Genomic DNA, 23,189 nt, shown 5'->3' with positions numbered 1-23,189 from the left:
CTCCGTTTCCGACAGCCAGCCCCACTATTCCGTACCTTGATTGTACCACATGGGGCGGCTGTCTGTATAGCGGCAAAAGCGTCAAATCTGCTTCTTTACGGTCGGTAAAAATGACGGTTTTTCAATCAGGCTTATCACAGGTCAAATATCCGGCGGCGGCTTCTGCTTCCAGCACTTTCATCATCTTGTCAGCGGCGGTGTCGGTCGCCCCCTCCTTGAAAAAGCCAGACACCACAAGGATTGTGTTGCCTATCCTCGTTTCGGTCACGCAGTCCGGGCGGCGGGCAGGGCGTTTGTTTCTCTGGGTGTCGGTCATAGGCAAATCTCCTTTCCGGCAAGCAGCCGTTTCAGCTGTTCCATTTTTCCCTGTGCGGCGGCTTTCCTCAAATTCTCCCCGGTAAAGCAGAGAGGGGAACACATTTCAAGCAGGCGGTCATAAATCCGGGCGTGGGCGGTGTCCTCCGGGTGCTGCAATTCCTCCAGCGTGAGGTTGGTCGTCACAATCAGCGGCTTCCTGCTCCGGTAGCGGCTGTCAATCACATTGTAGACCTGTTCCAGACCGTATTCTGTGCCACGCTCCATTCCAAAATCGTCAATGATGAGCAGGGGGAAGCTGCAAAGGCGGGAAATATATTCGTTCCTGCCCGCAAAGCTGGCGGCAAGGTCGTTTAATATTGCTGCAAAGTTTGTCATGCACACCGGGACTTCCTGCTCCATGAGGGCGTTTGCAATACACCCGGCAAAATAGCTTTTCCCAGTGCCTACCCTGCCCCACAAGAGCAGCCCGTAGTTCCCGTCCTTTATCTGTTCCCAGCGTGCCACATATCCGGCGGCGTTCTTCATCTGCGGGCAGCTGCCGTTATCGTTGGCAAATGTCCAGTCCTGCATGGTCTTGTCTGTAAAGCCCTGCCGTTTCAGCCGTTCCACCGTTTCAAGGTGGCTGCGCCGCTTCTCGGCGGCTTCCCGTTCCTTACGGGCTGCCCGCTGGCAGTCGCACTCTGACGGGTGGCGGTCACGCCCGAAAAAGGTCTTGCCCTCCGGGAAATAGGCTTCTTTGGGTTTCCGGCATTTGCCGCAGTATAAAAGCCCGTCCTCCCCGGTGTAATCCTCCGGCTCGGCTGTGGTGTCGGTCATAGGCAGTATGGTGTTGTGGATTGTATCGGTCATAGGCTTTCTCCCTCCTTGAATGAATAGTCCGGTATGCCTTTCTTTGGCTTCTCTTTGGCAGCGTCCTCCTGCGCCCACTTGTAAATGGTGGCTGCATGGCTCTGGTACTGCTTCCCGGTGGAAGCGATGTGGCAGGAAAGGCGGTCAAGGTAATACTCCCACTTGCCGGGGAAGTCCTGTTCCAGCTCCAAAAGTTCTGTGTCAGAAAGAAATACATTTTTATATCTGCCATAAGCGGCGGGGGGCTGCCCCTCACTCGCTCCTTTTGTTTGGCTCTCTATTAGGTTGTTTATATTAGTTTGGTTAGGGGACGGTTTTCCGACCGTCATAAGGTCAGTTTTCCGGCTGTCAGTTGGTCGGTTTCCCGCCCTTATGAGGGGCGGTTTTCCGTCCGTCAGTTGGTCGGAAAACTGTACCACTGGGATAGGCGGCACTTTCACATACAGACGGTTGGCGGCAGAAAAGCCCGTCCGTCTGCGTTCCAGCAGCCCGGCAGCGTCCAGTTCGTTCAGTGCGCCCTTTATGGTGGTGCAGCCTTTATCCAGCATTTCCGCTATCTCTGCTATGGGGTAGACAATGTATGTCCGTCCCTCGCTGTCCTGCCAGCCGTTCTTCTGCGAAAGGGTGGAACGGTCTAACAGCAGCGCATATAACTCTCTTGCGGTGTGGGATAGGTCTGTTTCCAGCAGGAAACGGGGGTAAGGCAGGTAAGCGGGCAGCTCCGTTCCTGCGGTCATATAATCAGCGATAGGGTTCACCTCCTTGTGGTGTCTGTCTGTGGGTTCTGTTACGCTTTTAGGGGGCGTTTTTAAGGGAAAAGGATAAATGTATCACGCACCCTTTGACACCCTCCAAAAAAGCCTTGATTTATGCGGGTTTGAAATGCCCTAAAGCGTGACATTTCTCCCTTTGTTTCCGCTTCCGTTTGGCGGCGTTTATCCGCTTCATGCGTCCGGCGCAGTCCGGGCAGTATTTCCCCCGGTTGGATTTTGGGAAGAAGAACGCCCCGCAGACAGCGCAGCGTTTCCGGCTTCCCCGGCGCAAGAGGGCGGCTTCCAGTGCTTCATCAAGGGGCAGGACAGCGGCGGTAAACCAGCGGCAGAGCAGCGAATAGCTGATACTCTGTACACACACGCAAGGCTCGCCGTCCTCCAACAGCAGGCAGTTCCCGCTGTCATAGTTGCAGCACTCATGCACAAGGCGGCGGGCTGCCCGGTACTGGCGGTAGTCCATGCGGGGGATATTACCGTTCATGGCTCTGCTCCTTTCTGCGCTGCGGCTCGCTCCGGCGTAAAATCTGGTCGATATTGCCCTTGACAGTCTGCAAGCGGCGGTACTCCTCCCGTTTTGCCCGGTAATCGTTGTAGCCGCTGTTTTTCTCTTTGATAAGGCTTTCAATCTCTGCTTGCAGGGATTTATAGCTCGGCAGCTTGGAAATGCCGTTCTCCCTGAAATAGCGGGCGGCTGCGTCTGCTATGATAAAGTCACTTTCATGCTTCTGACGGTAGGCTGCTTTTGCTTTGGCGTTTTTCTGCTGTTTCAGCCCGTCCCGGACAGGGCGGGTCTTGGAATAGGCAAGCACCTGCCGTTGCAGCTCCTTTTTCCCGTTCAGCGTCTTTTCCACCTGCTTCAACCACGCAAGGCTTTCCTGCATGGCGGCATAGGCGGCAGAACAGGCTTCGTCCAGTTCCTCCGGGGAGGAAAAGCCGTACTGCTGATAGGCGGTAACGGTAGCTGCCATTTGCTTTAGGTTGTGCTTTGCCGCCCAGCGGTCATAGCCCACGCCCTTGCCCTCGGCTCGCTTGGCTTCCCGGTCAACCATGCGCTGCAAGGTGTTGTCTGCCGGGGTGGTTTTTGCAGCTTTTTCCCCTTGTAACGGCTTTTTAACTGCGGCAGGGTATTCGGGTATGGCTTTGGTCTGTTCGGCAGCTCTGTGGGCGTTCTGCGTGAGCAGGGCAAGGACAGCAGCCTTGTCAAAATCGTCCCCCAGCTTTCGGGCTGTGATAGGCTTTGTCCTGTCCGGCGTGAGGTAGGAAAGCCGCCCCCGGCTCTCCTTGACGGTCACACCCTCCCGCAGCAAAAGGGAAGAAAACTCGTCAAAGCTGCCAGCTTGGGAAAGTGCCTGCCGTATCGTCCGGCGCAGCTTCGCCTTGTCCGTTTCAAACTTGGTGGGCTTGGTCGGCTGTCCGGCGGCTTCTCTGGCGGCGTTCTCTTTGTCAAGGGCAAGCTGCCCTTTCTTTGCCGCCCAGTATTCCCGTTCGGTTATCCGTTCCTTGCTGCCGTTCAAGAGGTCGATTTGGTAAAGCCCCTCCCGGTGGCACATTTCCATGACTTCGCTCTTGAAATATTCCATAGCGGCGTTGGTGCAGCGGTGCTTGCAGCCCTCCAGCGTGTCGGCTGGTCTGTCCATGTAGGGCAGAAGCGGGACTTCGTAAATCCGCAGGGAGTTGATGACGATATGCACATGGATATTCCCGCTGTGGTTATGCCCGTCCGGGTGGGTGCAGATTAGGGCTTGGTGTCCGGGGAAATGCTCCTTGCAGAACTGCTCGCCCAGCTCCTGCGCCCGGTCTACGGTCAAGCCGTTGTCTGTCCCGTCCCGTGGGTCAAAGCTGATGATATAGTGGTGGCTTTTCACATCTTCCCGTTTTTGGTTTTTCTCATAGCGGAGATTGGCTCGCATACAGGCAACAGCGAAATCCTCGCCCCCGCAGTTGAGGGAAGAAATGCGGTAATCCTCCCTCGGTATCAGCCGCCCGTTTTCATCAAGGGTGGCTTTCATGGTAAACTCGTCATGCTCAAATGTGAGATAGGCTTCCGCTGCGCCATAGTCGGCGTTTTTAGAGCTGATATGTTTGAATGTTGCCAACAGCGTCACCCACTTTCTGCAAGACTTCAAACTTTAGGGCAGCAAGGTCGGAAACCGCCGCCCGTACCTCCCCGGCAAGCTGCGGATAGGGACTGTGCCACTCGTTCAGCGTCCGGGCTATCTGGTTTAAGTTGCCGCCGATCCTCCCGTATTCGGCGGTCAGCTTCCCGACAGCGGCAAGCAGCTCGTCATTGATGGGGGAAACGGTTATGATGGGGCGTATGGCTGCCCCGGTTATGGCTTGCCGGATAAACTCGGCTTGGCTCATGTGGTAAGCAGAAAGCCGCTGGGCAAACTCGGCGTATTCTTCCTCGGTCATGCGTGTTTTGACTACCCGGCTGCGGTGCGGCGTGTTGTATCGTTTCATAGGTGGTTGACCTCCTTTCTGTGCGTGGTGTCCTCTCACTAATAGGAGAAAAACAGGGTGTGAAGCGGAACTGTTTTTGAAAAATCCGAAAAATATTTTGAGGGGTTTTTCAGCGGCGCAAGCCGCATAAGCAGGGTTTGGGGAAGGCACTCCCCAACAAGATTCCCGCAGGGGCAAAATGAGCGATAAGCGAATTTTGGCACCTCGGTAGAATCTTGCTCTAAGAAACTGCCGGCCTGCCGTTCACTTGCTACTGCCACTTTTTCAGAAAATCTATAACCAGCTTTTTTTATAAAAGGCTGCGGGCTGGCGTTTTTCCCTTACTCCCTACAAACCACAAAAGAGCAGAATGGACGGACTTTCCGGCAAGAACTTTTCCGGCGGCTCGGTCTTTCCCGACAATAAGGCGTTTCGGAAGCTGCGTTTTGCCCGCTGTCTGAAAAAGGTTCCGTCAAGATTTATGCGCAAAATTGTTTGCAGGCTCCGGCTGAGTGAAGTCAGCCGGCAATAGAGGCGTCGTCCAAAGCCGCCTCCAAGTGCTTCATGTTCATGTATTTCTTGTTGCCCCAATGGGTGCCCGCCACATGGCGCAGCCTTGCACAGACCAGCATCAGGGCAGAGTTGCCATCGGGGAACGTCCCCACCACGCGGGTTCTGCGGCGAATCTCACGGTTCAGCCGCTCGATCACGTTATTTGTGCGGATGCGCGTCCAGTGCTCGCTGGGAAAATCGCAGTAGGTCAGTGTCTCCTCAATGCCGTCCTCGACCTTCTTGGCAGCCTCCTTCAGTTTCATCGCTCTCAATTCTGCAACGACGGCTTTTGCCTTCTCGCGGGACGCCTTCTTGCTCTCCTGGGCGTGGATCGCCTTGAGCATTTTTGCCACAATTTTGACCTTGGATTTGGGCACAACAGAGAAAACATTGCGGTAGAAATGCACCGTGCAGCGCTGGTATTTGGCATCCGGGAACACCTCACCCACGGCCTCCAGCATCCCCATGCACTTGTCACCGACGATGAGCTTTACGCCGTCCAAGCCGCGTCCACGAAGCCATTGGAAGAAACTGACCCAGCTGGCCTTGTCCTCCTTCATGCCCTCGGCAGCGCCCAAAACCTCACGAAAACCGTCCTCATTCACGGCAATCGCCACCAAAACAGAAACATTTTCGTACTCTCCGCCCCAGTTGCGGCGCAGGTAGATGCCGTCCACGTAGACGTATGGATACCGTCCGCCCTGCAAGGGACGGTTTCGCCAGTCCTCGATGTGGACGTAGGCTTTCTTGTTCAGCTCGCTGATGGTAGCGGGCGAAACCTTGCTGCCCCACAGTGCCTCCGTGATGTCCTCCACACGGCGCACGGAGACGCCCGCCAGGTACATCTCGATGAGGGCCTCCTCTACGCTGCTCTCCCGGCGGCGATATCGTTCGATGATGGCGGTCTCGAAGGACACGCCCTTGAGCCGCGGCATATGGAGCGTGACATCGCCGGAAGTGGTGGTAAGGTTACGGTCATAGTGGCCGCTGCGGTAGCCCTGACGGGCCTCGCTGCGCTCGTAGCGCGCCGCCTGCGTCAGGGACTCCGCCTCCTTTTCCAGCAGCTCGTTCAGGGTTTCCTCCACGCTGCCGCGAACCAATTCCTTGATTTGGCCCTTGATTACTTCCTCGTTTAGCTGTACAATTTTCTCGGACATAGTTTGCTGTCTCCTTTCGAATGTTTGTGTGGTAACTTCATTCTACCAGAGCCTGCAAGCTATGTCTTCTTTTATGCATTTTCCAATTTGCGCAACTTATTTTACCTTATCCTGAAAAAAATGGCAGCCTTTTTTGGTTTCACTGTCTAATACGGAACTTTTGGAAATTTGCCAAAAATGGACGCAAAAAAAGCAGCAAATCTTTTTCGGATTTACTGCTTCATGTGCCGCTGCGGTGCGGCGGGATGGATATTCAGTTGAAATAAAAGAGGATGGTGGTACTTTAGTCTATCGACTCTTTACTAACTATTAGGTAATCTTGAAAGATTTTCCTTGAATTTATCTAAAGAATGTTCATTGTTTCCCGCAAAAATAAGTGGAATTGTATATTCATATGATATGCCATTTTCATAGTCCGATAATTGTATTTTTATAGTATCATCCCTCTCATCTTTAGGTGCTATATATATGAATGAATTTTTATTTATATCAGATATTTTCCCTTTTTCAGAAGAAACAGTATAACCCCAGTCTGTTAAATTTGTCTTTATTGTAACTTCTGTTTCTGTTTCTTTTCTAGTCTGCAATGCTGTTTTATCGATTTGGATATCAAAAGGAGTCGAACCTAACAATTCACTGTTTATATTTACAAGTTCTTCTCCATTTGTTTTAGAAATATTAGATTCATCTTCATAATTTTGTTGAGATTCATCTTTTGGTGTTTCTCTGTTACATCCTAATAAAAAGCATAAAATAATTAGTACTAATACAGAAAGTTGTTTTTTTTGCATTTATTTCTCCTTTCATATTATCAAAGAAAGCACTGAGAGTACTTTCAAGAAATTATGAAATATTCTCAATGCTTTCTATTTTTTGATTATAAACTTGCCGGTAATGATACTATGTTAATTTATCTCTTTCGCGTAACCTTTGTTGCAATATACACATGCACCATTCACCCATTTGTGAGACATTTCAATCGTCTCAACTTCATAAATGCTTACTTCTCCACAAATTAAACATTGTTTGTAATTATATACATGACGTGTCGCACATTTATCCCAGTCATCATATATACCAGGCATTTCATCTTCATATCCATAGTACTGGGGAGAACCCCAACTATGAGTATGAGCGGCAAATACAGTCATTGGAGCAGCTACAATTCCAGCTACTACTGAAAGTGCTAAAATAGATTTTCTTAAATTCATAAGTTCCTCCCTTTCCTTAAAAATACATAGCTCTTTGTTACATTGTCATTTTAACATAATAATTGGTAAAATGCAATAATTTATTTTCTATTTACGAGAAAATACTGTGCATATTATCTTATTTAGGAATAGTTAAGGCGGCTACCTAAATCTTTTTATTACTTTACCGCACATGAGCATTGGCGCCGGGGTTGTCGTTGCCGTAACCTTCCAGCAGGTTGATGACACCCCAGATACCAAGACCAGCGCCCAGAGCGATAACGAGGGTCTGAAGAACGGTGATTGCCTGTTCAAAAAATGCCATATAGTTTGTTAGCCGGAATCTGATTAAAAAATAGGTTTGTCATGTTTCATAGGCATACAAAAGCCGGAACAATCTGCCGCCCGGTTTCCGGGGGGCATGATTCCGGCTGTCCTCCTTTTTCATTATTTTTTCTTGCGATTGTCCGCTTTGTACGCCAATGGCCCATAGAGGGCAGGTGCGGCGAATAGATAAGATCACTCCCTTCTAAAGCGGAACGAAATTAAGCGCCCTTTGTGTCTACTTCATATACATCGCAGACCTCATTGGGCTTGAGTTTCAGCCTTGCGGACAAGAATGCTTCAATATCAAAAGCGTTCTTGTCATCCGCGTCGGCAGTGTACTTGAAATTGGGGTGCTTGGTGATGTCGTACTTATCCGAAAGGAAAGGACGCACACCGCGCAGCTGGAGGATACACTTGCCTCCATCCATAACAGCAAGCTCATCCTGGCTCATCAGCTCTTTCCCCAACTTTTGATAGTTGAGAGAGTGGGAAGTTTCACGCCCACGGCTCTCTCCGGTGTTGTAGGTGTCGATGGTTTCCTTTCCCAGCACGGCAGCCAGCTCCTTGAGGGTGGTTGGCTCCTTACCGCCCAGGAAGATGGAAGTATCCATGTTGCCGATGATGGTATCTGCGTTATCCTTATAGATCGCCTTCAGCTGACTCTGTGCCTGCAACACCAGACAGGCGGAAATCTCACGGCTTCGGATGGTGGCCACCAGCTTTTCCAGCTTAGGGATCTGGCCGATATTGGCGCACTCGTCAATGAGACAGCGCACATGGACCGGGAGCCTGCCGCCATACACATCGTCGGCTTTTTCGCAGAGCAGATTAAACAGCTGGGTGTAGCACATAGAGATCAGGAAGTTAAAGCTGTCATCTGTATCACTCATAATGAGGAACAGGGCAGTTTTCTGGTCTCCCAGAGTGTCCAGCTCCAGTTCATCATAGGCTGTGACCTCACGCAGCTCTGCAATGTCGAATACCGCAAGGCGCGCACCACAGGAAATCAGGATCGACTTGGCTGTTTTTCCCGAAACGAGTTGTCAAGGACTTTTTATCAAAAAAATAAGCAACAGTATTATCTGTTGCACTATGCTTGTTGTGTATGTCATTTGGCTGTATAATTAATAATATAAATTTTACTGACGAGATCGGAGGTCATTGCAAGTGGATGATACTGTTTTATTTTTAAGCGCATATAATTCGACACAGTATAAAGCGACAAACTGGTTTTTACGAAAACTTCGTAATGTTATCCCGCACAAAAAGAAGCAGATGCAATCCTTACTGGAAAAGCATCATCTTTCTTTCGTGGCAACAGACGAGACTATTACTTCTGTTGATGGGAAAATGGAGGTAACGGCCCAATATGATTATGTACATCAAGCGACTACATTTTCCTTCAAATCAAAAGATTCAGCTGAAAAAGAAAATAATGCAAGTGACTCTTTGAAAGATTCCGGTTTCTATATCAATCTTAGGCACGCACAATCTATCTTAGTTGATGAACGATATTTCAAAATCGAATTTACTTTCTGGCTAGAGCCATTTTTAGTTTGGATAAATGGTCAGATGTATCAAATTGATGCCGGTGCCTTTATGATGAACAGTGTTTTGTTCATTGTTTTTGAAGTCATAAACTACAAAACAGGAAAACCACTTGCCAAAGATGATGTCGGGGCAAAAGCAGAAAACTACAACCTACTGTCTGTGGAGAAATATCAATTCTTTGATGAAGAGAAACCTGTCGAGGCAGGAATGAAAATTTCTGAAATAATATATGAAAATATTTCTGAGTTTATCTGGGAATTGACAAATAAGTGTTATCGTTCCCAAGAATATTTCTTTGTGCATGACACATTGGTCTTTTCGAATAATATTGAAAATATTTCAGATTACTTTTGCAAACTCATTGATACGAAAGCGCCTGCTGAACCAATTAAGGACATTAGTACAGTGGAAATATACCAATATTATCCACAAGCTGGTTGTAGTGTAGTTTCTGACTTTGATTGTGATAACTTTCAACCAATTTTATATTCGGCCATTATATTGGAATCGCTAAAACTCTATATTCATATTTTTCAAAACTCTAACCTTGAAAATGAAACAGATCTTCGGCGGTCGGTACGAAATGATATTTACTTGCAGAATCTTTTTTGCTCTCCTAATCTTCCAATTGAAACTCATAATTTATTGAACTACATTAAGGAAAGCGAGCCTTACAAAAAACATGCAGAAGCTCTTCACCTAAAAATATCCTATTTGACTGCACAAAATGAACTAAAGAAAAGCAGAAACTCTGCGATTTTGAATGTTCTGCTATACATTATTTCTTTACTCAGTGCTATCGGAACTCTTGATGTCATAGAAGCACATTTTGGTGTACCATTCAAATACAGCTTTATTATTGTGGTCACGCTGTTTATTCTCGGACTGTTTTGGGGAATAATAGAGTATCGAAACCATAGAAAGCTCTAAAATTCGTAACAACGTGCCAGAAGCATTTTATTGCTTCTGGCACGTTTGCATGTGAATTATTGGCGTCCACTTAGTAAATCGTCGCAGATATACGCATATTCCGGCAGCTGGTTGATATATGGTTCCCAGCGCCGCTTGATTTCGGCCAATTCCAGCGGATCGGCTGCTTCCAGCGCGTGATCGTTGCCCGTCATATATAAAACATCCGTAGCTACATCGTCCAAACACCTGTAACAGAGATCGGCGGCAGATTCGATTCTGATACCGGTATCCACATAGACTGGATTTACGCCAATCGCCAGCCAGACATAGCCTACCTTGTCCGACCAGAACAGTTCAAAATCAGGGCTTTGCCGCAGATGTTCCGCAAAGACCTCCTTTACTCGTTCAATTTCATGCTTCTCTTTTTCTGTGTAAAGCATTTTCGTGTCCTCCTTGACAAAAATTTTGGTGCGTACCATCATCAGTTTAGCACAAGGCGGCTTCGTTTATCAGTCTGTCACATCTGCTGAATTTCATTTTTGAGCATACGCTTGATTTTATCGCTCATGGTTTCTGTGCTGGTATTGCTGAAATGGACATGAACCTTGTAGGTTGTCTTGCCGATTTTCTTTACCATCGCTGGCGTGTTTTCCGGCGCTCTGGACGCAGTAGCGGCGTCTGCCACCTGCATAGTACGGGGTTCTCTGTTCATGGCGCTCCTTTCTCCGAACGGGTCTGTGCCGCCCGGTAAAAAATCAGTCTTGCTTACTGTTTACAATGTCTTTTGCTGTCTGTCGGGTAGCACCGGCATTTTCTTCCCGGAAATTCTTCCCGTTAAAAAGAATCGGCGCACACCGTTCCAGAATACGGTCATAGATACGGGCGTGGGCCAGATCAGGCGGGTTTTTCAGCTCGGACAGTTTCAAGTTTGTTGTGATAATCATGGGCCTGCGGCTGCGGTAGCGGCTGTCGATGACGAAAAACATCTGCTCCATAGCATATTCGGTACTGCGCTCTACACCCAAATCGTCAATGATAAGCAGGTCGTACTCATCAAAGCTGGCAATAAACTCCGACCTGTCCTCAGAGAACATCCCGGTCAGGCGGTTCAGAATGGTGGGAAAGTTCGTCATCAGCACCGGCACATCTTGGTCAAGTAGAGCATTGGCGATACATCCGGCGAAGAAAGACTTGCCGGTTCCCACATCCCCGAACAACAGCAGGCCGGTGTTGTTTTTATATGCCTCCTTCCAGTTCTCCACATAGGCGCGGGCCTTGTCCATCAATGGGTTTTTGCCGTTGTCGTTGGCAAAGGTGTAGTCATAGAGATAGCGGTCTTGCAAACCCTGTGCCTTTCGGCGTTTGATACGCTCCATGCGGCGCTGCCGTTCTTCAGCAGCCTTGCGCTGCTCCTCAGCCTCCTGCTGGCACTGGCAGATGCAGCGTGGCATAAAGTAGCCGGATTTCCCAAAGCATGGCACAACGGTCTGCCTCTGGCCGCCGCATTTCTTACAGTGAATGAGACCGTCTGACGGGTCTATGTACTCGTCCCCGGCCAGTTCCATACCGACGGCTGCCTTGTCGATCAGCGCCCGGATTTCTGCGGTAATCTCCATCATACGGTTTCATCCTCCTTTACGCTGTAATCACGGTTGCGGGTGGGCGGGGCCGCCTTTTTCGCGTCCTCACCGGCCCAGCGCCGGATGGTGGCGGCATGGCTCTGATACCGCTTACCGGTAGAGGCCATGTATTCGGATAGCTTTTCGATGTACTGGCCCCATACAGTGGGAAAACTGGCCTGCAAGTCTGCCAGTTCCTCGTCCGTCAGGAAAACATTCTGGTAACGACCATAGGCGGGGGCGGGGTGTCCCTTCTCTATCTCTCTCTTTATCTCTATCTCTTTCTCTAACTCTATCTCTATCTCTGGTGGACGAATGTCGGACAAATGTCCGCCGTTTGTCCGGGGCGCAGAAAGAGCCTTATTTTGGAGCCTCGCAGCCCGCTTTCGCTCAGCCTCGGTAGAGGACTGGCCGATTAAAAGTTCGATGTTGCTCATGTAGAATGTGCCGCTGTCCAGCACCTCCACAAGACCCAGCTTCAAAAAGATCTGCAAGGCTCTCTCCACAGTGCCGATCTGCTGGCGGGTAATGGTGGCGATCATCTGCGCCGTGTAAGGAATGTCCTCGTCAAGTTGAAGACGTCCACCATGTTTCAGCGATTTCAGATACAGCTTGAGCAGAATGTTGGAATACAGCACACCATCCTGCATACTTTCCAGCAGCACGATGGAATCATCGTCAAAATAGTTTTCTTTGAGTTTCAGGTAATAATATTTTCGGTTGTCTGACATAGGGTTCCTCCTTGGGGTTTCTCTTGGGATTCTGTACGCATTTTAAGGCCGTTTTAGGGGTCAGAGGATAAATCTATCAGCCTGCCTTTGACACCCTCGAAAAAAGCCTTGATTTACAAGGGTTTTTCAGCCCCTAAAGCGTGACATTTCTCCCGTTGTTTCCGCTTGCGCTTTGCGGCGTTGATCCGCTTCATGCGTGCGGCACATTCCGGGCAGTATTTGGCCCGGTTGGAACCGGGGGTAAACAGCGCCCCGCATACGGCGCATTTCTTCGCATTCATCCGGTGGAACAGCGCCGTTTCCAGTTCCTTATCCTGCGGCAATACCGCCGCCCGAAACCACCTGCACAACAGGGAGTAGGAAATAGACTGGACACAGACACATTCCTCCCCATCGTCCAGGGCGATACAGTTTCCGTCGATGTAGCTACAGCACTCATGCACCAGCCTCCGCGCTCTGCGGTACTGGCGGTAATCCATGACGGGGATAGGTTCAGACTTATTGTTCTTCATAAATGATTTCTTTCATAAAGCCGGTAACCTCCTTAAATGAATTTATTGTTAAATATTCGTGCAAAATATTGTTTTCTTCGTGCAAATGGCATATACTATAATTGCCAGCAGAAAGGGGTTGATCGTATGGCTGGAAATACCACAAACATCAGTATCCGCATGGACGCAGATTTGAAAGCGCAGGCGGACGCACTGTTTACTGAGCTTGGCATGAACCTGACTACGGCGTTTAACATCTTTGTGCGCCAGTCGCTTCGTGAAGGCGGCATTCCCTTTGAAGTAAGGCTAGAACAGCCCAACAAAGAAACGGTTGCTGCCATGCTGGAAGCGGAAAGGATTGCAAAAGACCCGTCTGTAAAGGGCTACAATGACCTTGACGAGTTATTTGCTGACCTGAAAAGATGAAAGAAACCAAATATACCGTCAAGTACACGACCGCTTTCAAAAAGGACTACAAGCGGGCAATCAAGCGCGGCCTGAAAATCGAATTGCTGGAACAGGTCGTGGCGCTGCTGTCGATGGGCGAACCGCTGCCGGATAAAAACCGCGATCACGATCTGTCCGGCGATTGGGTGGGCCATCGGGAATGTCACATTCTCCCGGACTGGCTGCTCATTTACCGTATCGAGGATGATGTGCTGGTGCTGACGCTTGCCCGCACCGGGTCGCACAGCGACTTGTTCGGCAAATAAACCATCTGCCGCCGTATGGGGAAACCTGTACGGCGGTTTTTCTGTGTGCAAAAGGGTGTCGTGAAACGCGACGCACCTGAAAGGGGTCGGCAAAGCGCCGTACCCTTTACCGCTCCGGCCCCCGGTCGCGGGGCTTGTCCCGTTCCTGCCGGGCCAGTTGGTCGGCGGCCTTGCGGAGCCGTTCCACAGCTTTTAGCTCCTCCCGCATAGCTTTCATGTCGATGCTGTCCACCTGTTTCTGGGCGGTCAACAGGTCGATCTCACGCCGCCATTCCTTCGGGGTGATTTCCTCGCCGCTGGCTTTCAGTTCTTTCAGATACCGGGCCGCCGCGTCATAGAGGATCAGTTCCCGGCTGTGGCGCTGCTCGAACAGTTCCCGCTTCTCCGGCTTTACCCTGGCAAGCTGCTTGTGGACAGTCTTATACTCGTTGTACTGCGCCCACATCTCCCCGCACTCGGTGAGGACAGCGATCCGGCGCTCAGCCTTGACGATCTCTCGCCGCAGGTCATAGTAACGGGTGTTCATATCTGCGATTTTTTCATGGAGCTGCTGCATGGATTGGATGCCGTTTGCCTGCAAAAAGCTGAACAGGGCGGCGCTCTCCTGTAAAGCCCGGATTTTGCCGGTGCGGGTGTCGGGCCGCTTGAGCTGCTGCTGGGCCTCCCACAAGTCAATCATGCTGGGCTGCTGGCCCTCCGGCTTCTCGGCCTCGGCCTTCGACCAGTTGTAGAGGCGGGTAATGCGGGCCTTGATTTCTTTCAGCAGCTTGTTGTCGGCGGCGATCTGCCGGTTGACTTCCCCCTTGTCGGTGCGGATGCCGCGCTTCTCCATCTGGCTGGCCGCTGGCCCCAGGTGGACAGAGGGGATTTTATCAATGCCCTGTCGCTTGTAGCTGCGGTGGTCTACCAGGGCAGGCTGACCGGCTGCCTCCAATGCCCGGTTGGTGTAGGCTGCCCACGCTGCCCGCCAAATCTCCACATTTCCTTTATCGTTCCAGTCGGTTGTATCCTCCCGATGATTTTTCCAGCCGCCTTTCCCATCCGGGATACGCTGTCCGTTCTCGTCCAGATCGTATGCCTTGCGGCACTTTGCGCCCCACTGTCCATTTTCTTTCAGAGGCCGGAGCGTCAGCATGATATGGACATGAGGGTTGCCGGTTCCCTTGTCATGGATGGCAAAGTCGGCGCACATTCCTTTGTCTACAAAGTTGTCCTTCACATAGGCACGCACAAGGGCAAGCTGTTGTTCGCCGGATAGTTCACGGGGCAGGGCTGCTTCGATCTCGCGGGCAAGCTGGCTGTCCCTTGCTTTCTCGATTTGCTCCACGCTGTTCCAGAGGATAGAACGGTCTGCAAATTCCGGCGGGGCGTGGGCAGGCAGCATGATCTCCGCATGGACAATGCCGCCTTTCCGGGTGTAGTCGTGGGTCATTCCGTCCCATTCATTTGTCAGCTTGGTTCCGCTGCGGTAAGCAGCTGCGGCAACAGCGGAACGGCCCTCGCTGCGCTTGATGATACTAACGGGAATATGACAAAAATCTATGGGTGGCACCTCCTTTCGGTAAGGGGTATTCAGGCTCCGTGGAGCCGGACAGACGCGAAGCGGGTGTCTGGCTGCGCGGGGCGCACAAGGGGTTTGGGGAGTGTAGCGCCCCATCGCGCTCGGAGAGCGCAACAGCCCCCGGCAGGGCGCACGACACCGGCAACGGTGTATAAGTGCGCCCTTGTAAACAAGGGACTTACGGCTTGTCCCCGGATTTCGGCAGTTTTGCGGCCAGTTCCGCCGCCCCCGGAAGATGGGACAGGGCAATCAAAAATGCTTTGACCTCTGCGCCGGAAAGGTCGGGAGCCAGCGGGAAAATCCCCTCCAAAACGGCTCCGCGCTCAATCAGGCGGCGGGTGCGAACCCTGCGTTCTTCGTTCCGATGCTTGTTCTCCAAAATCTTCTTTCGGTTTTCAAGCTGCCGAATCTCCTTCAGGACTTTCTCCCGTTCTTCTTTTTGTGGGTGGGCTGTAATTTTTTCGTTCATGTCAGGCACCTCTTTTCTTTGGAAATACTCATAGATTGACCGTCCATTTCTGACGCGCAAAGTACCGGCGCAGTCTCCGCAGTGCGGCATGGATGGATTTACCCGCCTGTGATGGCGTGATACCCTCCATTGCGGCAATATCTTTCACTTTCATACCCAGCATATAGCGAGCGTGTACACGACGAGCCTGCATAGGCGGCAGGGAGGAAATGGCTTCGTACAATCGCCGTATCAGTTCTTCGCATTCGGCTAATTCTTCTTTTTCTATCAGGTAGTCCTCCGGCGATGGCTGCGCCCAGCCGATGGCGGCATTTTCAATTCCATCGTTACAATCGAGGGAATAAAACGCCTTATACCGGAACATCTTGCGATCTCTGGCGGCCTCGGCTCTCTTGTCCAGAAGAAACGCTTCGACGATCTCATCGGACACCTCCACAAAAATGTCCTCTTTGCAAAATGGATAATATTGTTTGAGATTGATGGTCTGCATAGGCACGCCTCACTCTGTTTGAAAAAGGTCATCATAGCAGCGGCGCATATTCCGCAGACCTCGACGGATGGCAACGCTGACCTTGCCGCTGTGGACGCCCTCTCTCCGGGAGATTTCCGGCTGCTTGATACCATCAATGTAGTAGGCGTGAACACGGCGGGCCTGTGTCGGAGTGGCATGAGCCAGAGCCACCGGAAGAGCTGCAATCAGGTATAGGCGGGTGGTCATTTCTTCTCGTTCCAGCAAAATATCTTCCGGCGAGCTGCTGTGTTCCAGTGCGTAATTTTCCAGCCAGCTGTATGCGTCCAGAGAGTAGTAGGCGCGGTGGTAGACTTTCCGGCGCTCATAGTTCTCCATCTCCCGCTGGGCCTGATACATCGCTGTCCATATCTCGTCTGTAACATCCACAAACTCGTCATGCCGGTAGTGGGGATACATCCACCGCAGATTGATTGTTTTCATAGGCTTACCTCCTGAAAATCGGAGAGGCGGGCAGCTCGTCTGCTGTCCGCCCCTCGCTGAGATAAGGGAAATGATCCCTTTCACTTGGTAGCCAGAAAACAGGTCATTCGTTAAGCCTGTTCTCAAAGAAATTTATAAATTTTTTTCTGACCGCCTCCACACTTTGATAAACAGCCACTTTGGAGCAGCCGCACAGCACACCGATCTCTGCAAGGCTCAGCCCGTCAAGCGCATAGAGCAGGAACCGGCGGCGCTGGGCCTCGGTACAGGTGTCCAGAACAGCCATCAGCTCATGCAGCGTTTCCATGCGGCAAAGGTATTCCTCCGGCGTTTCGCCGTAGACCCCTACACCCTCGGTGGTAATGATGTACTCGTCAAACTCCCGGCCATCCCAATGCCGCCGCTGTTCATGAAACAGGTTCTCCGTTTTGTGATCGGCCCGGTCAAGAAATTCATAGACTTCCAGCGTAACCTCCACGGCCACGGCTTGTCCGTTATAATTGATGGTAACTTCCATCTGCCTTTCCTCCATTCAGATTTTTTGGTAAATCTGAATGGGGCGGCGGAGAACGGCACTGGGGCCAGGGTTCGGGCCATGCTGGCCCGATGTTCCGGCTCCACAGGGACAAAAAAGCGCCCGGACGGCATAAAGCCATACGAGCGTAATGGAATATATTTTGCTGTTTGGTTACATGGTATAGTACATACTGCTGGCCGCATTGCTCCGCTGCTGGAAACAGGCTTTTTTTAGCTGGTGCAGGTCATGGGTACTGTGAAAAAAGACAAGAATAGACACGGCGGCAATCCTCCTATATGCCGCCGTGGATTTACACGGTGTTAGGTCGTCGTTGGTTTAGGATAGACGAAAAGAAACGGCGGCTCTGAAAATCAAAGCCGCCGCTTCATAGGCGCGTGAAAATGTGTCTGCTTTACGACGGCTTTTTTTCTTTTGCCGTCGTCCGGCAGATCATTAGATATATTGCATTTATTTAGTCTTGCGGTTCCATCCTTTCAAAATTAACAATGACAAAATCACACAAACCATCAGAATTACAACGCCGATTAAAACCTGAAACATATTTGCATTATAATAACCAGAGATATTGAAAACGGCTGTCATGGGATATACCGTCTTTAACTGCTGGGACATACTCGCAAATAATCCAGCAAACGAATAAATTTCTGCAAATACCAGAGCCAGCCAATACCCCTTTTTCATCCGCGCTACCAGAGCGATAATAGGCGAAATTGCAAAGAATACGCCTACCCCATCCAGAAAATATATTTTCAGATTTTCTAACACAAGGCCAACGGAAAGTGCTTCTAAATGCAAAACTGCCTCGACAAGAAAGGTAATTGCAAAAAGTAAAAGGTAAATCAGAACGCTGAACACAAAGGCAAGTATCATTTTGGCAAGTGTCAGTTTCACTTCATCTACGGGAATGAGCCGCAGAGATTTTAAGGTATCCTCCTGTTCCTCCCGGCAAATCATATAACTTCCCAATAGGGCAGTTACAGCAGGCAGAACATAAAAGGTAGCAAGGGATTGGGCCGCTGTCATAAACCATCCAGCCCCGTTAATATATCGGCGGTCATAGAATGTAAACTGTCCCTGTGCAAAGACGATTAACCCTACCATGACTGTTGCAAACCCAGCAATCCAGAGTATTTTGGAACGGTGGAGTTTCTGGCTCTCCGCCCAAAGCAAATCTTTCATCATTTTTTGCACCTCACTTTCTCCGAACCAATGCCACATTCGCCAATACAGCCGAAGCAGCAGCCCATACACCAATACACAGAAATGCGGCTGGAATATTTAATGGCTGATCAAATACAACACCCGGAATATCATACATAACAATAGCGGTCATACTGGACAGCGGATGTAGGTACATATTCACCATCAAGAGGATAAAGCCGAGGAATGTATAAATCAGCGTCAGGCAAACAGGGAGAATATAGCCCTTTTGCGCTGCGGCAACCGCCAGTACTGGTAACACCGCAAAGGCGGTCAACAGAGAAATTTCCATACACTTCCGCAAAAGATAAAGGACACTTTCACTGTCAAAGGGAATATAACCAGATAGTACGCCGGTCAGAATGGACGCCGTTGCGGTAACTAGCATAAAGCAAATGGAATACACCAGCACCACAGCAAACTTGCTGAAAAAGTATGCCATTTTATTGACCGGTACAATCCAAAGCTGTTTGAGCATATCATACTGGTTTTCGTTATACATCAGCATGGTACACAACATTCCCAACACCACCGGCAGGATAATCCACGGGGTATAGCTGAACGCTGTCCATTTGTAAAACATAATGGGGTCCACACCGGTTCCTTTGACACTTGAAAAGTAAAATACGGCAGCCAGTGGCATAAAGAGCGCCGCCAGCAGCATGAGCCAGATAAACTTTCTCCGGCGCAGTTTTAGAAATTCAACTTGTATCAGTTTAAGCAATTCCCTCTCCCCCTGTGATCTGTTTGAAATAATCCTCAAGGGTATCATTGCAGATTTGGGAGCTGATAACAGCTACATCCTGCACCACAAGGGCCTTGTTGATTGCCGCCATATCCAGTGCGGTGTCATAAAGCCGCAGGTTGTGTTCGTCCTGCACCGCATAATCGGTCACATGGAATTGCCTTTCCAAAATTAAAGAGGCTTTTGGAATATCCGACACTTGAAGCTGGATGTATTTCCGATTTTTCTTTTCTAATTCTTCCATGCTGCTTTCTTCCAGCAGAATCCCGTGGTCGATAATGCCTATGTCATCTGCCAACAGTGAAATTTCGGAAAGTATATGGCTGGAAATTAGGATGGTTTTGCCACGCTCCACACTTAAATTCTTAATAAAGTTCCTCACTTCGGCTATACCGATAGGGTCAAGTCCATTGGTCGGCTCGTCCAAAATCAAAAGCTCCGGGTCATGCAGAATAGCGTTGGCAATACCGAGGCGCTGCTTCATGCCGAGGGAATACTTACTGAACAGCTTTTTGTCTTTGTAGGGCAATCCCACAACTTCCAGCGCATTCTTGACGGCATTGGGCTGGGGTGTCCCTCGTAACTTCGCAAAGATTTCAAGGTTTTCTGTTCCGGTCAGATTCGGATAAAAGCCGGGAGTTTCGATGATGGCCCCAATACGGGGATAAATGCGTTTCTCATGGCCTTTGATGTTCTGTCCGAACACATCTACTTCGCCGGAAGTGATTGGTGTAAGGCCCAAAATCATTTTCATAATTGTGGTTTTACCGGCTCCGTTGCGTCCTAAAAGTCCATAAATCCGGCCCGGCTTCACATGAAGATTCACAGAATTAACGGCAGTTTGTTCCCCGTAAATCTTTGTCAGCTTTTTGGTTTCAATCACAAGATCACTCATAAAAATACCTCGCTTTCTCATTTTGTTTCGTTCTTCCAGATAACATAGTTGTAAAGGCTGCCATCCGGGAAATAGTTGATGAATACTTTGAAATTGCCTTTGTCACAAGGAATGACAAATTCAACACGGATTTGGTCAGAGTGTTCCGGCGCATAGCAGGACACATCCGGGGAAGTGTTCTCCGGCAGCCCGCCCAGCTTATCGACTTCTTCTTCCCATGTTTCCTGTATCGTCTCCGCAGAAATATTGTCCTGTACGCCCTGCGGCAACGCATTGAAGAAAGTTTCAAAATCTCCATCCATCATTTGGTTAAAGTATTCGGTTGCTTCTTCCGTAATGGCCTGTTGGTCGGGAGCCTCGCCGGAAGATGGAGCGGCCTGCTGGCAGGCACAAAGAGAAAAAACAAGCAGAATACCGAGTAATAAACAACTCAATCGTTTCATAAGTCTTTCCTTTCAGTAAGATTGCTTTTTTAGAGCCACTACGGATGCGGCGGCAAATGTAGCACCGATCAAGAGCAGCGAACCGACACAAACAAGCGGCGAAGTATTGGATAAAACGCCTTGCATCAGGCTTTCTACCATAGCTGCGGCCGCTTCGGAAATATGGGGATAAATCCCCATCACGCTTGCCAGCGGGTGTATTCCCGTAAGATAAGCCGGGGCAATGACTACGGGAATCAGATAAAGCAGCGTTGCGCCAATGGGCAGGATATATCCCTTTGACAGCGTGGAAAGAAACACAATCGGAAGCATGGCTATGGGAATCAGAATACCACCTGCCAGATACAAAAGACCAGCGTCCATCAGTGTTTGGGCGTTCAGATCGGGAAAGCCTCCGGCAATCAGCCCACCGACAACACACAAAAGAAAAGTAATCAGGCACAGTCCTACGGACATCAGAATAACCACAGCGACTTTTGAAAAGTATAGCTGTGCTTTTGTAATAGGGATGATAAGCAGTTCTTTCATCGTGTCATTTTTGTGTTCATCGAAAAACAGTGTCGTTGCAAACATTCCCAGCACAATCGGCAGAAACAGGCTGGACATATTCTTAAAGGCCAGTGTGTAAAGGTCGCCAAAACTATCCATAAAGGGACTGCTCCTTGAAATGCTGCAAGCCCTCTCAATCGCAAACGCTCCAAGCAGAAGTGTCAGAGCCAAAATACACCAGACAATTTTATTCCGTTTCCATTTCTGGATTTCAGTTGTAATAATCGTCATACGGTTTCCTCCTTTCATGGTTCCAATTATAAAACGCAAACCTTGCCATAACCTTGCCGAGATAAAATTTTTTCAAAAAAGCTCTGTGGGATCACAGAGCTTTCGGAAGTATGATGATAAAGGTTGTTCCGTTTCCGGGAACACTGGCGGCTGTAATCGTTCCTTTATGAATACTGACTAACTCTTTGGCAATCGAAAGGCCCAGCCCGTTCCCTTTGGCAGAACGGGAGTGATCACATTGATACATCCGTTCAAAGATATGCGGGAGATCAGAGGCGGCAATCCCATTGCCGTTATCAGCAACAACGATTTTTGCCTGCTGCTCCGTTTCAGTCACGGTCAGGAAAACTTTGCTTGCATCACTGTGCGTCAGGATATTTTGCAGTAAATTATTGAGAATACGAGTGTAGGCGGTAGAGTCAACACGTGTCATGTATTCTGTTTCAGGTATCTCAATTTCATAGCTAAGATCGTGGTTTTCCAGCAGCGGCACCCAATCAGCCATGATGTCACGGGAAAGCTCATTCAGGTCACAGACCTCAAAATGAAAAATCTGTTCCCCGGCATCCAGCTTCACCCATTCAAACAGGGCGGTCACAAAATCTTTCAGGTGGTGGGCTTTTTCCATAGCCACCCGAATGTATTCTTCCTTCTCAGCTCCTGTTACCATCTTGCTTTCCACAGCCTCCAAATATCCAACCAGAGAAGCAAGAGGGGTTTTTACATCATGGGAAAGGCTTGTCATAAGCCGTTTATAAGCCTGTTCGGATTGCTTTTGCTGTATAAGCCGAGATTGGCTGCTCATGGCAATCTCGTTAATATCATAACAGATTTGTTTTGTCAGGTCGCTTTCCCGCGTCAATACACGGCGGTTCAAATTCCCGGCTTTTATATCGTTTAGGGCATCCCTAATAAGAAAAAGCTGACCACGGACGCGGTAAAGTTTTCCCAAAAGATAGCTGATTACCAGCAAAGCAATCAATAAGGACAACAATAGATAAAGGTTAATTTCCATGCTCATGCCTCCTTGTTAAAGCGATACCCTACACCGCGGACAGTCTGAATATAAAAAGGTTGTTCTGGATTTGGCTCGATTTTTTTTCGCAGTTTACTGATAAATGCCATGAGGTTATTGTCGTCAAAATCATATTCTTCTGTCCACACCTGCATATAAAGTTGCTTTTTAGTAAAGACCCGTCCTTTGTTGGACGCCAGAAATAGAAGCAAGTCAAACTCCTTGCCGGTCAAGTCTACCGAGAGATTCTGAACCGTTACGGTTCGGTTGATTTTATCAATTACCATATCTTTCAGAAGCATGGTGGCGGCTTCGTTTCCAGTCACAGGGTTTAAGGTGGTATAGCGCCGGATTAGAGAATTGACACGAGCCATCAGTTCGTTAATTCCAAACGGCTTTGTCAGATAATCGTCCGCCCCCAGCCGCAGACCAGAAACCTTATCTTCTTCGTCGCTTTTGGCGGTCAGCATCAGCACCGGCACATTGTTTTTCTCTCGGATTTTCTGCAATACTTGAAACCCGTTCATATCTGGCATCATCACATCCAGAATAATTAGTGAACAGGTATCCTTGTTTTTTTCCAGTAGCCTCAGACCCTCTAAGCCGCCATGTGCTACTACCGCAGATAAATTTTCTTGTTCCACACATTTTTTCATCAAGGCACAAAGTTCCTTGTCATCGTCTATAATCAAAACGCTATTCATGTTTCAGCAACCTCCCTTGTTTTGTTCTTCCATCAATCGGCTTTTCTGCGTTCTTGGGGATCAGCCAAACACCAGCCATTTTCATAGCGCCGGGGATACGCTCTCCGGCACAATAATAATTTACCCTACGAGGTGTCACGCCCCACTTTTCGGCGGCCTCTTTCAATGTCATATAGTCCATTTCGCACCTCCACAGAATACATTATAGTTCTCTTTCTCGAACAATGCAAGAAATGGAATATGAATTATAAACTTCAACTAA

The 23,189-nt window shown here is 49.3% G+C and carries 31 protein-coding genes and 1 pseudogene; 3 read left to right on the top strand and 29 right to left on the bottom strand.

Annotated elements, in window-relative coordinates; genetic code table 11:
• Positions 1-121 precede the first annotated feature (121 nt).
• The 11 genes and pseudogenes from DWY63_RS09850 to DWY63_RS09795 form a co-directional block, all read right to left on the bottom strand.
• A complete protein-coding gene (locus tag DWY63_RS09850) occupies positions 122-316 on the bottom strand; it encodes a transposon-encoded TnpW family protein (protein ID WP_002594231.1) in 195 nt (64 codons plus the stop codon).
• On the bottom strand, positions 313-1,167 hold the full coding sequence (locus DWY63_RS09845; protein ID WP_002594232.1) for an ATP-binding protein: 855 nt from the start codon (positions 1,165-1,167) through the stop codon (positions 313-315). Before DWY63_RS09845 ends, DWY63_RS09850 begins: the two co-directional genes overlap by 4 nt.
• The gene (locus DWY63_RS09840) at positions 1,164-1,904 is read right to left on the bottom strand and encodes a replication initiator protein A (RefSeq protein WP_002594233.1); all 741 of its coding nucleotides are present in this window, start codon (positions 1,902-1,904) and stop codon (positions 1,164-1,166) included. Before DWY63_RS09840 ends, DWY63_RS09845 begins: the two co-directional genes overlap by 4 nt.
• A gap of 130 nt (positions 1,905-2,034) precedes the next feature.
• Positions 2,035-2,421, bottom strand: coding sequence for a cysteine-rich VLP domain-containing protein (locus DWY63_RS09835; protein ID WP_002594234.1), 387 nt, complete (start codon positions 2,419-2,421; stop codon positions 2,035-2,037).
• Positions 2,411-4,036: a relaxase/mobilization nuclease domain-containing protein gene (locus DWY63_RS09830; protein WP_002594235.1), complete on the bottom strand. Its 1,626-nt coding sequence runs from the start codon at positions 4,034-4,036 to the stop codon at positions 2,411-2,413. The genes DWY63_RS09835 and DWY63_RS09830 overlap by 11 nt, the downstream gene beginning before the upstream one ends.
• On the bottom strand, positions 4,008-4,403 hold the full coding sequence (locus DWY63_RS09825; protein WP_002594236.1) for a plasmid mobilization protein: 396 nt from the start codon (positions 4,401-4,403) through the stop codon (positions 4,008-4,010). Before DWY63_RS09825 ends, DWY63_RS09830 begins: the two co-directional genes overlap by 29 nt.
• A 497-nt stretch (positions 4,404-4,900) precedes the next feature.
• On the bottom strand, positions 4,901-6,091 hold the full coding sequence (locus DWY63_RS09820; protein WP_117801987.1) for an IS256 family transposase: 1,191 nt from the start codon (positions 6,089-6,091) through the stop codon (positions 4,901-4,903).
• Between the two features lie 302 nt (positions 6,092-6,393).
• Complete coding sequence (locus tag DWY63_RS09810) at positions 6,394-6,882, bottom strand: hypothetical protein (protein WP_002569239.1); 489 nt, start codon at positions 6,880-6,882, stop codon at positions 6,394-6,396.
• A gap of 114 nt (positions 6,883-6,996) precedes the next feature.
• Positions 6,997-7,302, bottom strand: a complete 306-nt coding sequence (locus DWY63_RS09805) for a hypothetical protein (RefSeq protein ID WP_002569240.1) — start codon at positions 7,300-7,302, stop codon at positions 6,997-6,999.
• A gap of 163 nt (positions 7,303-7,465) precedes the next feature.
• Complete coding sequence (locus DWY63_RS09800; protein ID WP_007037419.1) at positions 7,466-7,606, bottom strand: Maff2 family mobile element protein; 141 nt, start codon at positions 7,604-7,606, stop codon at positions 7,466-7,468.
• 220 nt (positions 7,607-7,826) lie between these two features.
• Positions 7,827-8,651: pseudogene (locus DWY63_RS09795) on the bottom strand (VirD4-like conjugal transfer protein, CD1115 family); the annotation flags it as partial.
• Between the two features lie 124 nt (positions 8,652-8,775).
• Between DWY63_RS09795 and DWY63_RS09790 the strand changes: the two are divergent.
• Positions 8,776-10,089, top strand: coding sequence for a hypothetical protein (locus tag DWY63_RS09790; RefSeq protein ID WP_101874392.1), 1,314 nt, complete (start codon positions 8,776-8,778; stop codon positions 10,087-10,089).
• Between the two features lie 56 nt (positions 10,090-10,145).
• Here the strand turns inward: DWY63_RS09790 and DWY63_RS09785 are convergent, their stop codons facing one another.
• The 5 genes from DWY63_RS09785 to DWY63_RS09765 all read right to left on the bottom strand — a co-directional run bounded on the left by DWY63_RS09785 (position 10,146) and on the right by DWY63_RS09765 (position 12,933).
• Positions 10,146-10,553: a hypothetical protein gene (locus DWY63_RS09785; RefSeq protein ID WP_442857752.1), complete on the bottom strand. Its 408-nt coding sequence runs from the start codon at positions 10,551-10,553 to the stop codon at positions 10,146-10,148.
• Positions 10,554-10,588: 35 nt separating this feature from the next.
• Positions 10,589-10,762, bottom strand: a complete 174-nt coding sequence (locus DWY63_RS09780; protein ID WP_005924807.1) for a transposon-encoded TnpW family protein — start codon at positions 10,760-10,762, stop codon at positions 10,589-10,591.
• A gap of 64 nt (positions 10,763-10,826) precedes the next feature.
• On the bottom strand, positions 10,827-11,690 hold the full coding sequence (locus DWY63_RS09775) for an ATP-binding protein (protein WP_117801986.1): 864 nt from the start codon (positions 11,688-11,690) through the stop codon (positions 10,827-10,829).
• Entirely contained in the window at positions 11,687-12,421 is a 735-nt protein-coding gene (locus DWY63_RS09770) for a phage replisome organizer N-terminal domain-containing protein (protein WP_117801985.1), read from the bottom strand. Before DWY63_RS09770 ends, DWY63_RS09775 begins: the two co-directional genes overlap by 4 nt.
• Before the next feature lie 113 nt (positions 12,422-12,534).
• A complete protein-coding gene (locus tag DWY63_RS09765) occupies positions 12,535-12,933 on the bottom strand; it encodes a cysteine-rich VLP domain-containing protein (protein ID WP_117801984.1) in 399 nt (132 codons plus the stop codon).
• Positions 12,934-13,059: 126 nt separating this feature from the next.
• On the opposite strand from DWY63_RS09765, the gene DWY63_RS09760 reads away from it, so the two are divergent.
• On the top strand, positions 13,060-13,338 hold the full coding sequence (locus tag DWY63_RS09760) for a type II toxin-antitoxin system RelB/DinJ family antitoxin (protein WP_005924829.1): 279 nt from the start codon (positions 13,060-13,062) through the stop codon (positions 13,336-13,338).
• Positions 13,335-13,625, top strand: a complete 291-nt coding sequence (locus DWY63_RS09755; protein ID WP_117801983.1) for a type II toxin-antitoxin system YafQ family toxin — start codon at positions 13,335-13,337, stop codon at positions 13,623-13,625. Before DWY63_RS09760 ends, DWY63_RS09755 begins: the two co-directional genes overlap by 4 nt.
• Before the next feature lie 106 nt (positions 13,626-13,731).
• Here the strand turns inward: DWY63_RS09755 and mobQ are convergent, their stop codons facing one another.
• From mobQ to DWY63_RS09690, 13 genes are all read right to left on the bottom strand, one after another.
• On the bottom strand, positions 13,732-15,177 hold the full coding sequence (gene mobQ / locus DWY63_RS09750; protein WP_117801982.1) for a MobQ family relaxase: 1,446 nt from the start codon (positions 15,175-15,177) through the stop codon (positions 13,732-13,734).
• Between the two features lie 187 nt (positions 15,178-15,364).
• Positions 15,365-15,655, bottom strand: coding sequence for a DUF3847 domain-containing protein (locus DWY63_RS09745; protein ID WP_117801981.1), 291 nt, complete (start codon positions 15,653-15,655; stop codon positions 15,365-15,367).
• Between the two features lie 28 nt (positions 15,656-15,683).
• Complete coding sequence (locus DWY63_RS09740) at positions 15,684-16,145, bottom strand: RNA polymerase sigma factor (RefSeq protein ID WP_117801980.1); 462 nt, start codon at positions 16,143-16,145, stop codon at positions 15,684-15,686.
• 9 nt (positions 16,146-16,154) lie between these two features.
• Entirely contained in the window at positions 16,155-16,607 is a 453-nt protein-coding gene (locus DWY63_RS09735; RefSeq protein WP_117801979.1) for an RNA polymerase subunit sigma-24, read from the bottom strand.
• A gap of 103 nt (positions 16,608-16,710) precedes the next feature.
• Complete coding sequence (locus DWY63_RS09730; protein WP_007860240.1) at positions 16,711-17,124, bottom strand: RNA polymerase sigma factor; 414 nt, start codon at positions 17,122-17,124, stop codon at positions 16,711-16,713.
• Between the two features lie 468 nt (positions 17,125-17,592).
• Positions 17,593-18,327 carry an ABC transporter permease gene (locus DWY63_RS09725; RefSeq protein ID WP_330415459.1) on the bottom strand — a complete coding sequence of 245 codons (735 nt, stop codon included), beginning with the start codon at positions 18,325-18,327 and terminating at the stop codon, positions 17,593-17,595.
• Positions 18,328-18,337: 10 nt separating this feature from the next.
• A complete protein-coding gene (locus DWY63_RS09720) occupies positions 18,338-19,069 on the bottom strand; it encodes an ABC transporter permease (RefSeq protein WP_055221125.1) in 732 nt (243 codons plus the stop codon).
• On the bottom strand, positions 19,062-19,985 hold the full coding sequence (locus tag DWY63_RS09715; protein WP_117802011.1) for an ABC transporter ATP-binding protein: 924 nt from the start codon (positions 19,983-19,985) through the stop codon (positions 19,062-19,064). The genes DWY63_RS09720 and DWY63_RS09715 overlap by 8 nt, the downstream gene beginning before the upstream one ends.
• A gap of 17 nt (positions 19,986-20,002) precedes the next feature.
• Complete coding sequence (locus tag DWY63_RS09710; protein ID WP_117801977.1) at positions 20,003-20,428, bottom strand: DUF3887 domain-containing protein; 426 nt, start codon at positions 20,426-20,428, stop codon at positions 20,003-20,005.
• Positions 20,429-20,440: 12 nt separating this feature from the next.
• Positions 20,441-21,208 carry an ABC transporter permease gene (locus DWY63_RS09705; RefSeq protein WP_117801976.1) on the bottom strand — a complete coding sequence of 256 codons (768 nt, stop codon included), beginning with the start codon at positions 21,206-21,208 and terminating at the stop codon, positions 20,441-20,443.
• Between the two features lie 91 nt (positions 21,209-21,299).
• Positions 21,300-22,223, bottom strand: a complete 924-nt coding sequence (locus tag DWY63_RS09700; protein ID WP_117801975.1) for a sensor histidine kinase — start codon at positions 22,221-22,223, stop codon at positions 21,300-21,302.
• Positions 22,224-22,225: 2 nt separating this feature from the next.
• Entirely contained in the window at positions 22,226-22,927 is a 702-nt protein-coding gene (locus DWY63_RS09695) for a response regulator transcription factor (RefSeq protein WP_117801974.1), read from the bottom strand.
• Positions 22,920-23,108, bottom strand: a complete 189-nt coding sequence (locus DWY63_RS09690; RefSeq protein WP_117801973.1) for a helix-turn-helix domain-containing protein — start codon at positions 23,106-23,108, stop codon at positions 22,920-22,922. The genes DWY63_RS09695 and DWY63_RS09690 overlap by 8 nt, the downstream gene beginning before the upstream one ends.
• Positions 23,109-23,189 lie beyond the last annotated feature (81 nt).

The organism is Blautia sp. AF26-2 (assembly GCF_003460955.1).
GTDB classification, from domain to species: domain Bacteria; phylum Bacillota; class Clostridia; order Lachnospirales; family Lachnospiraceae; genus Fusicatenibacter; species Fusicatenibacter saccharivorans.
This window is presented reverse-complemented; position numbering and strand designations above follow the sequence as displayed.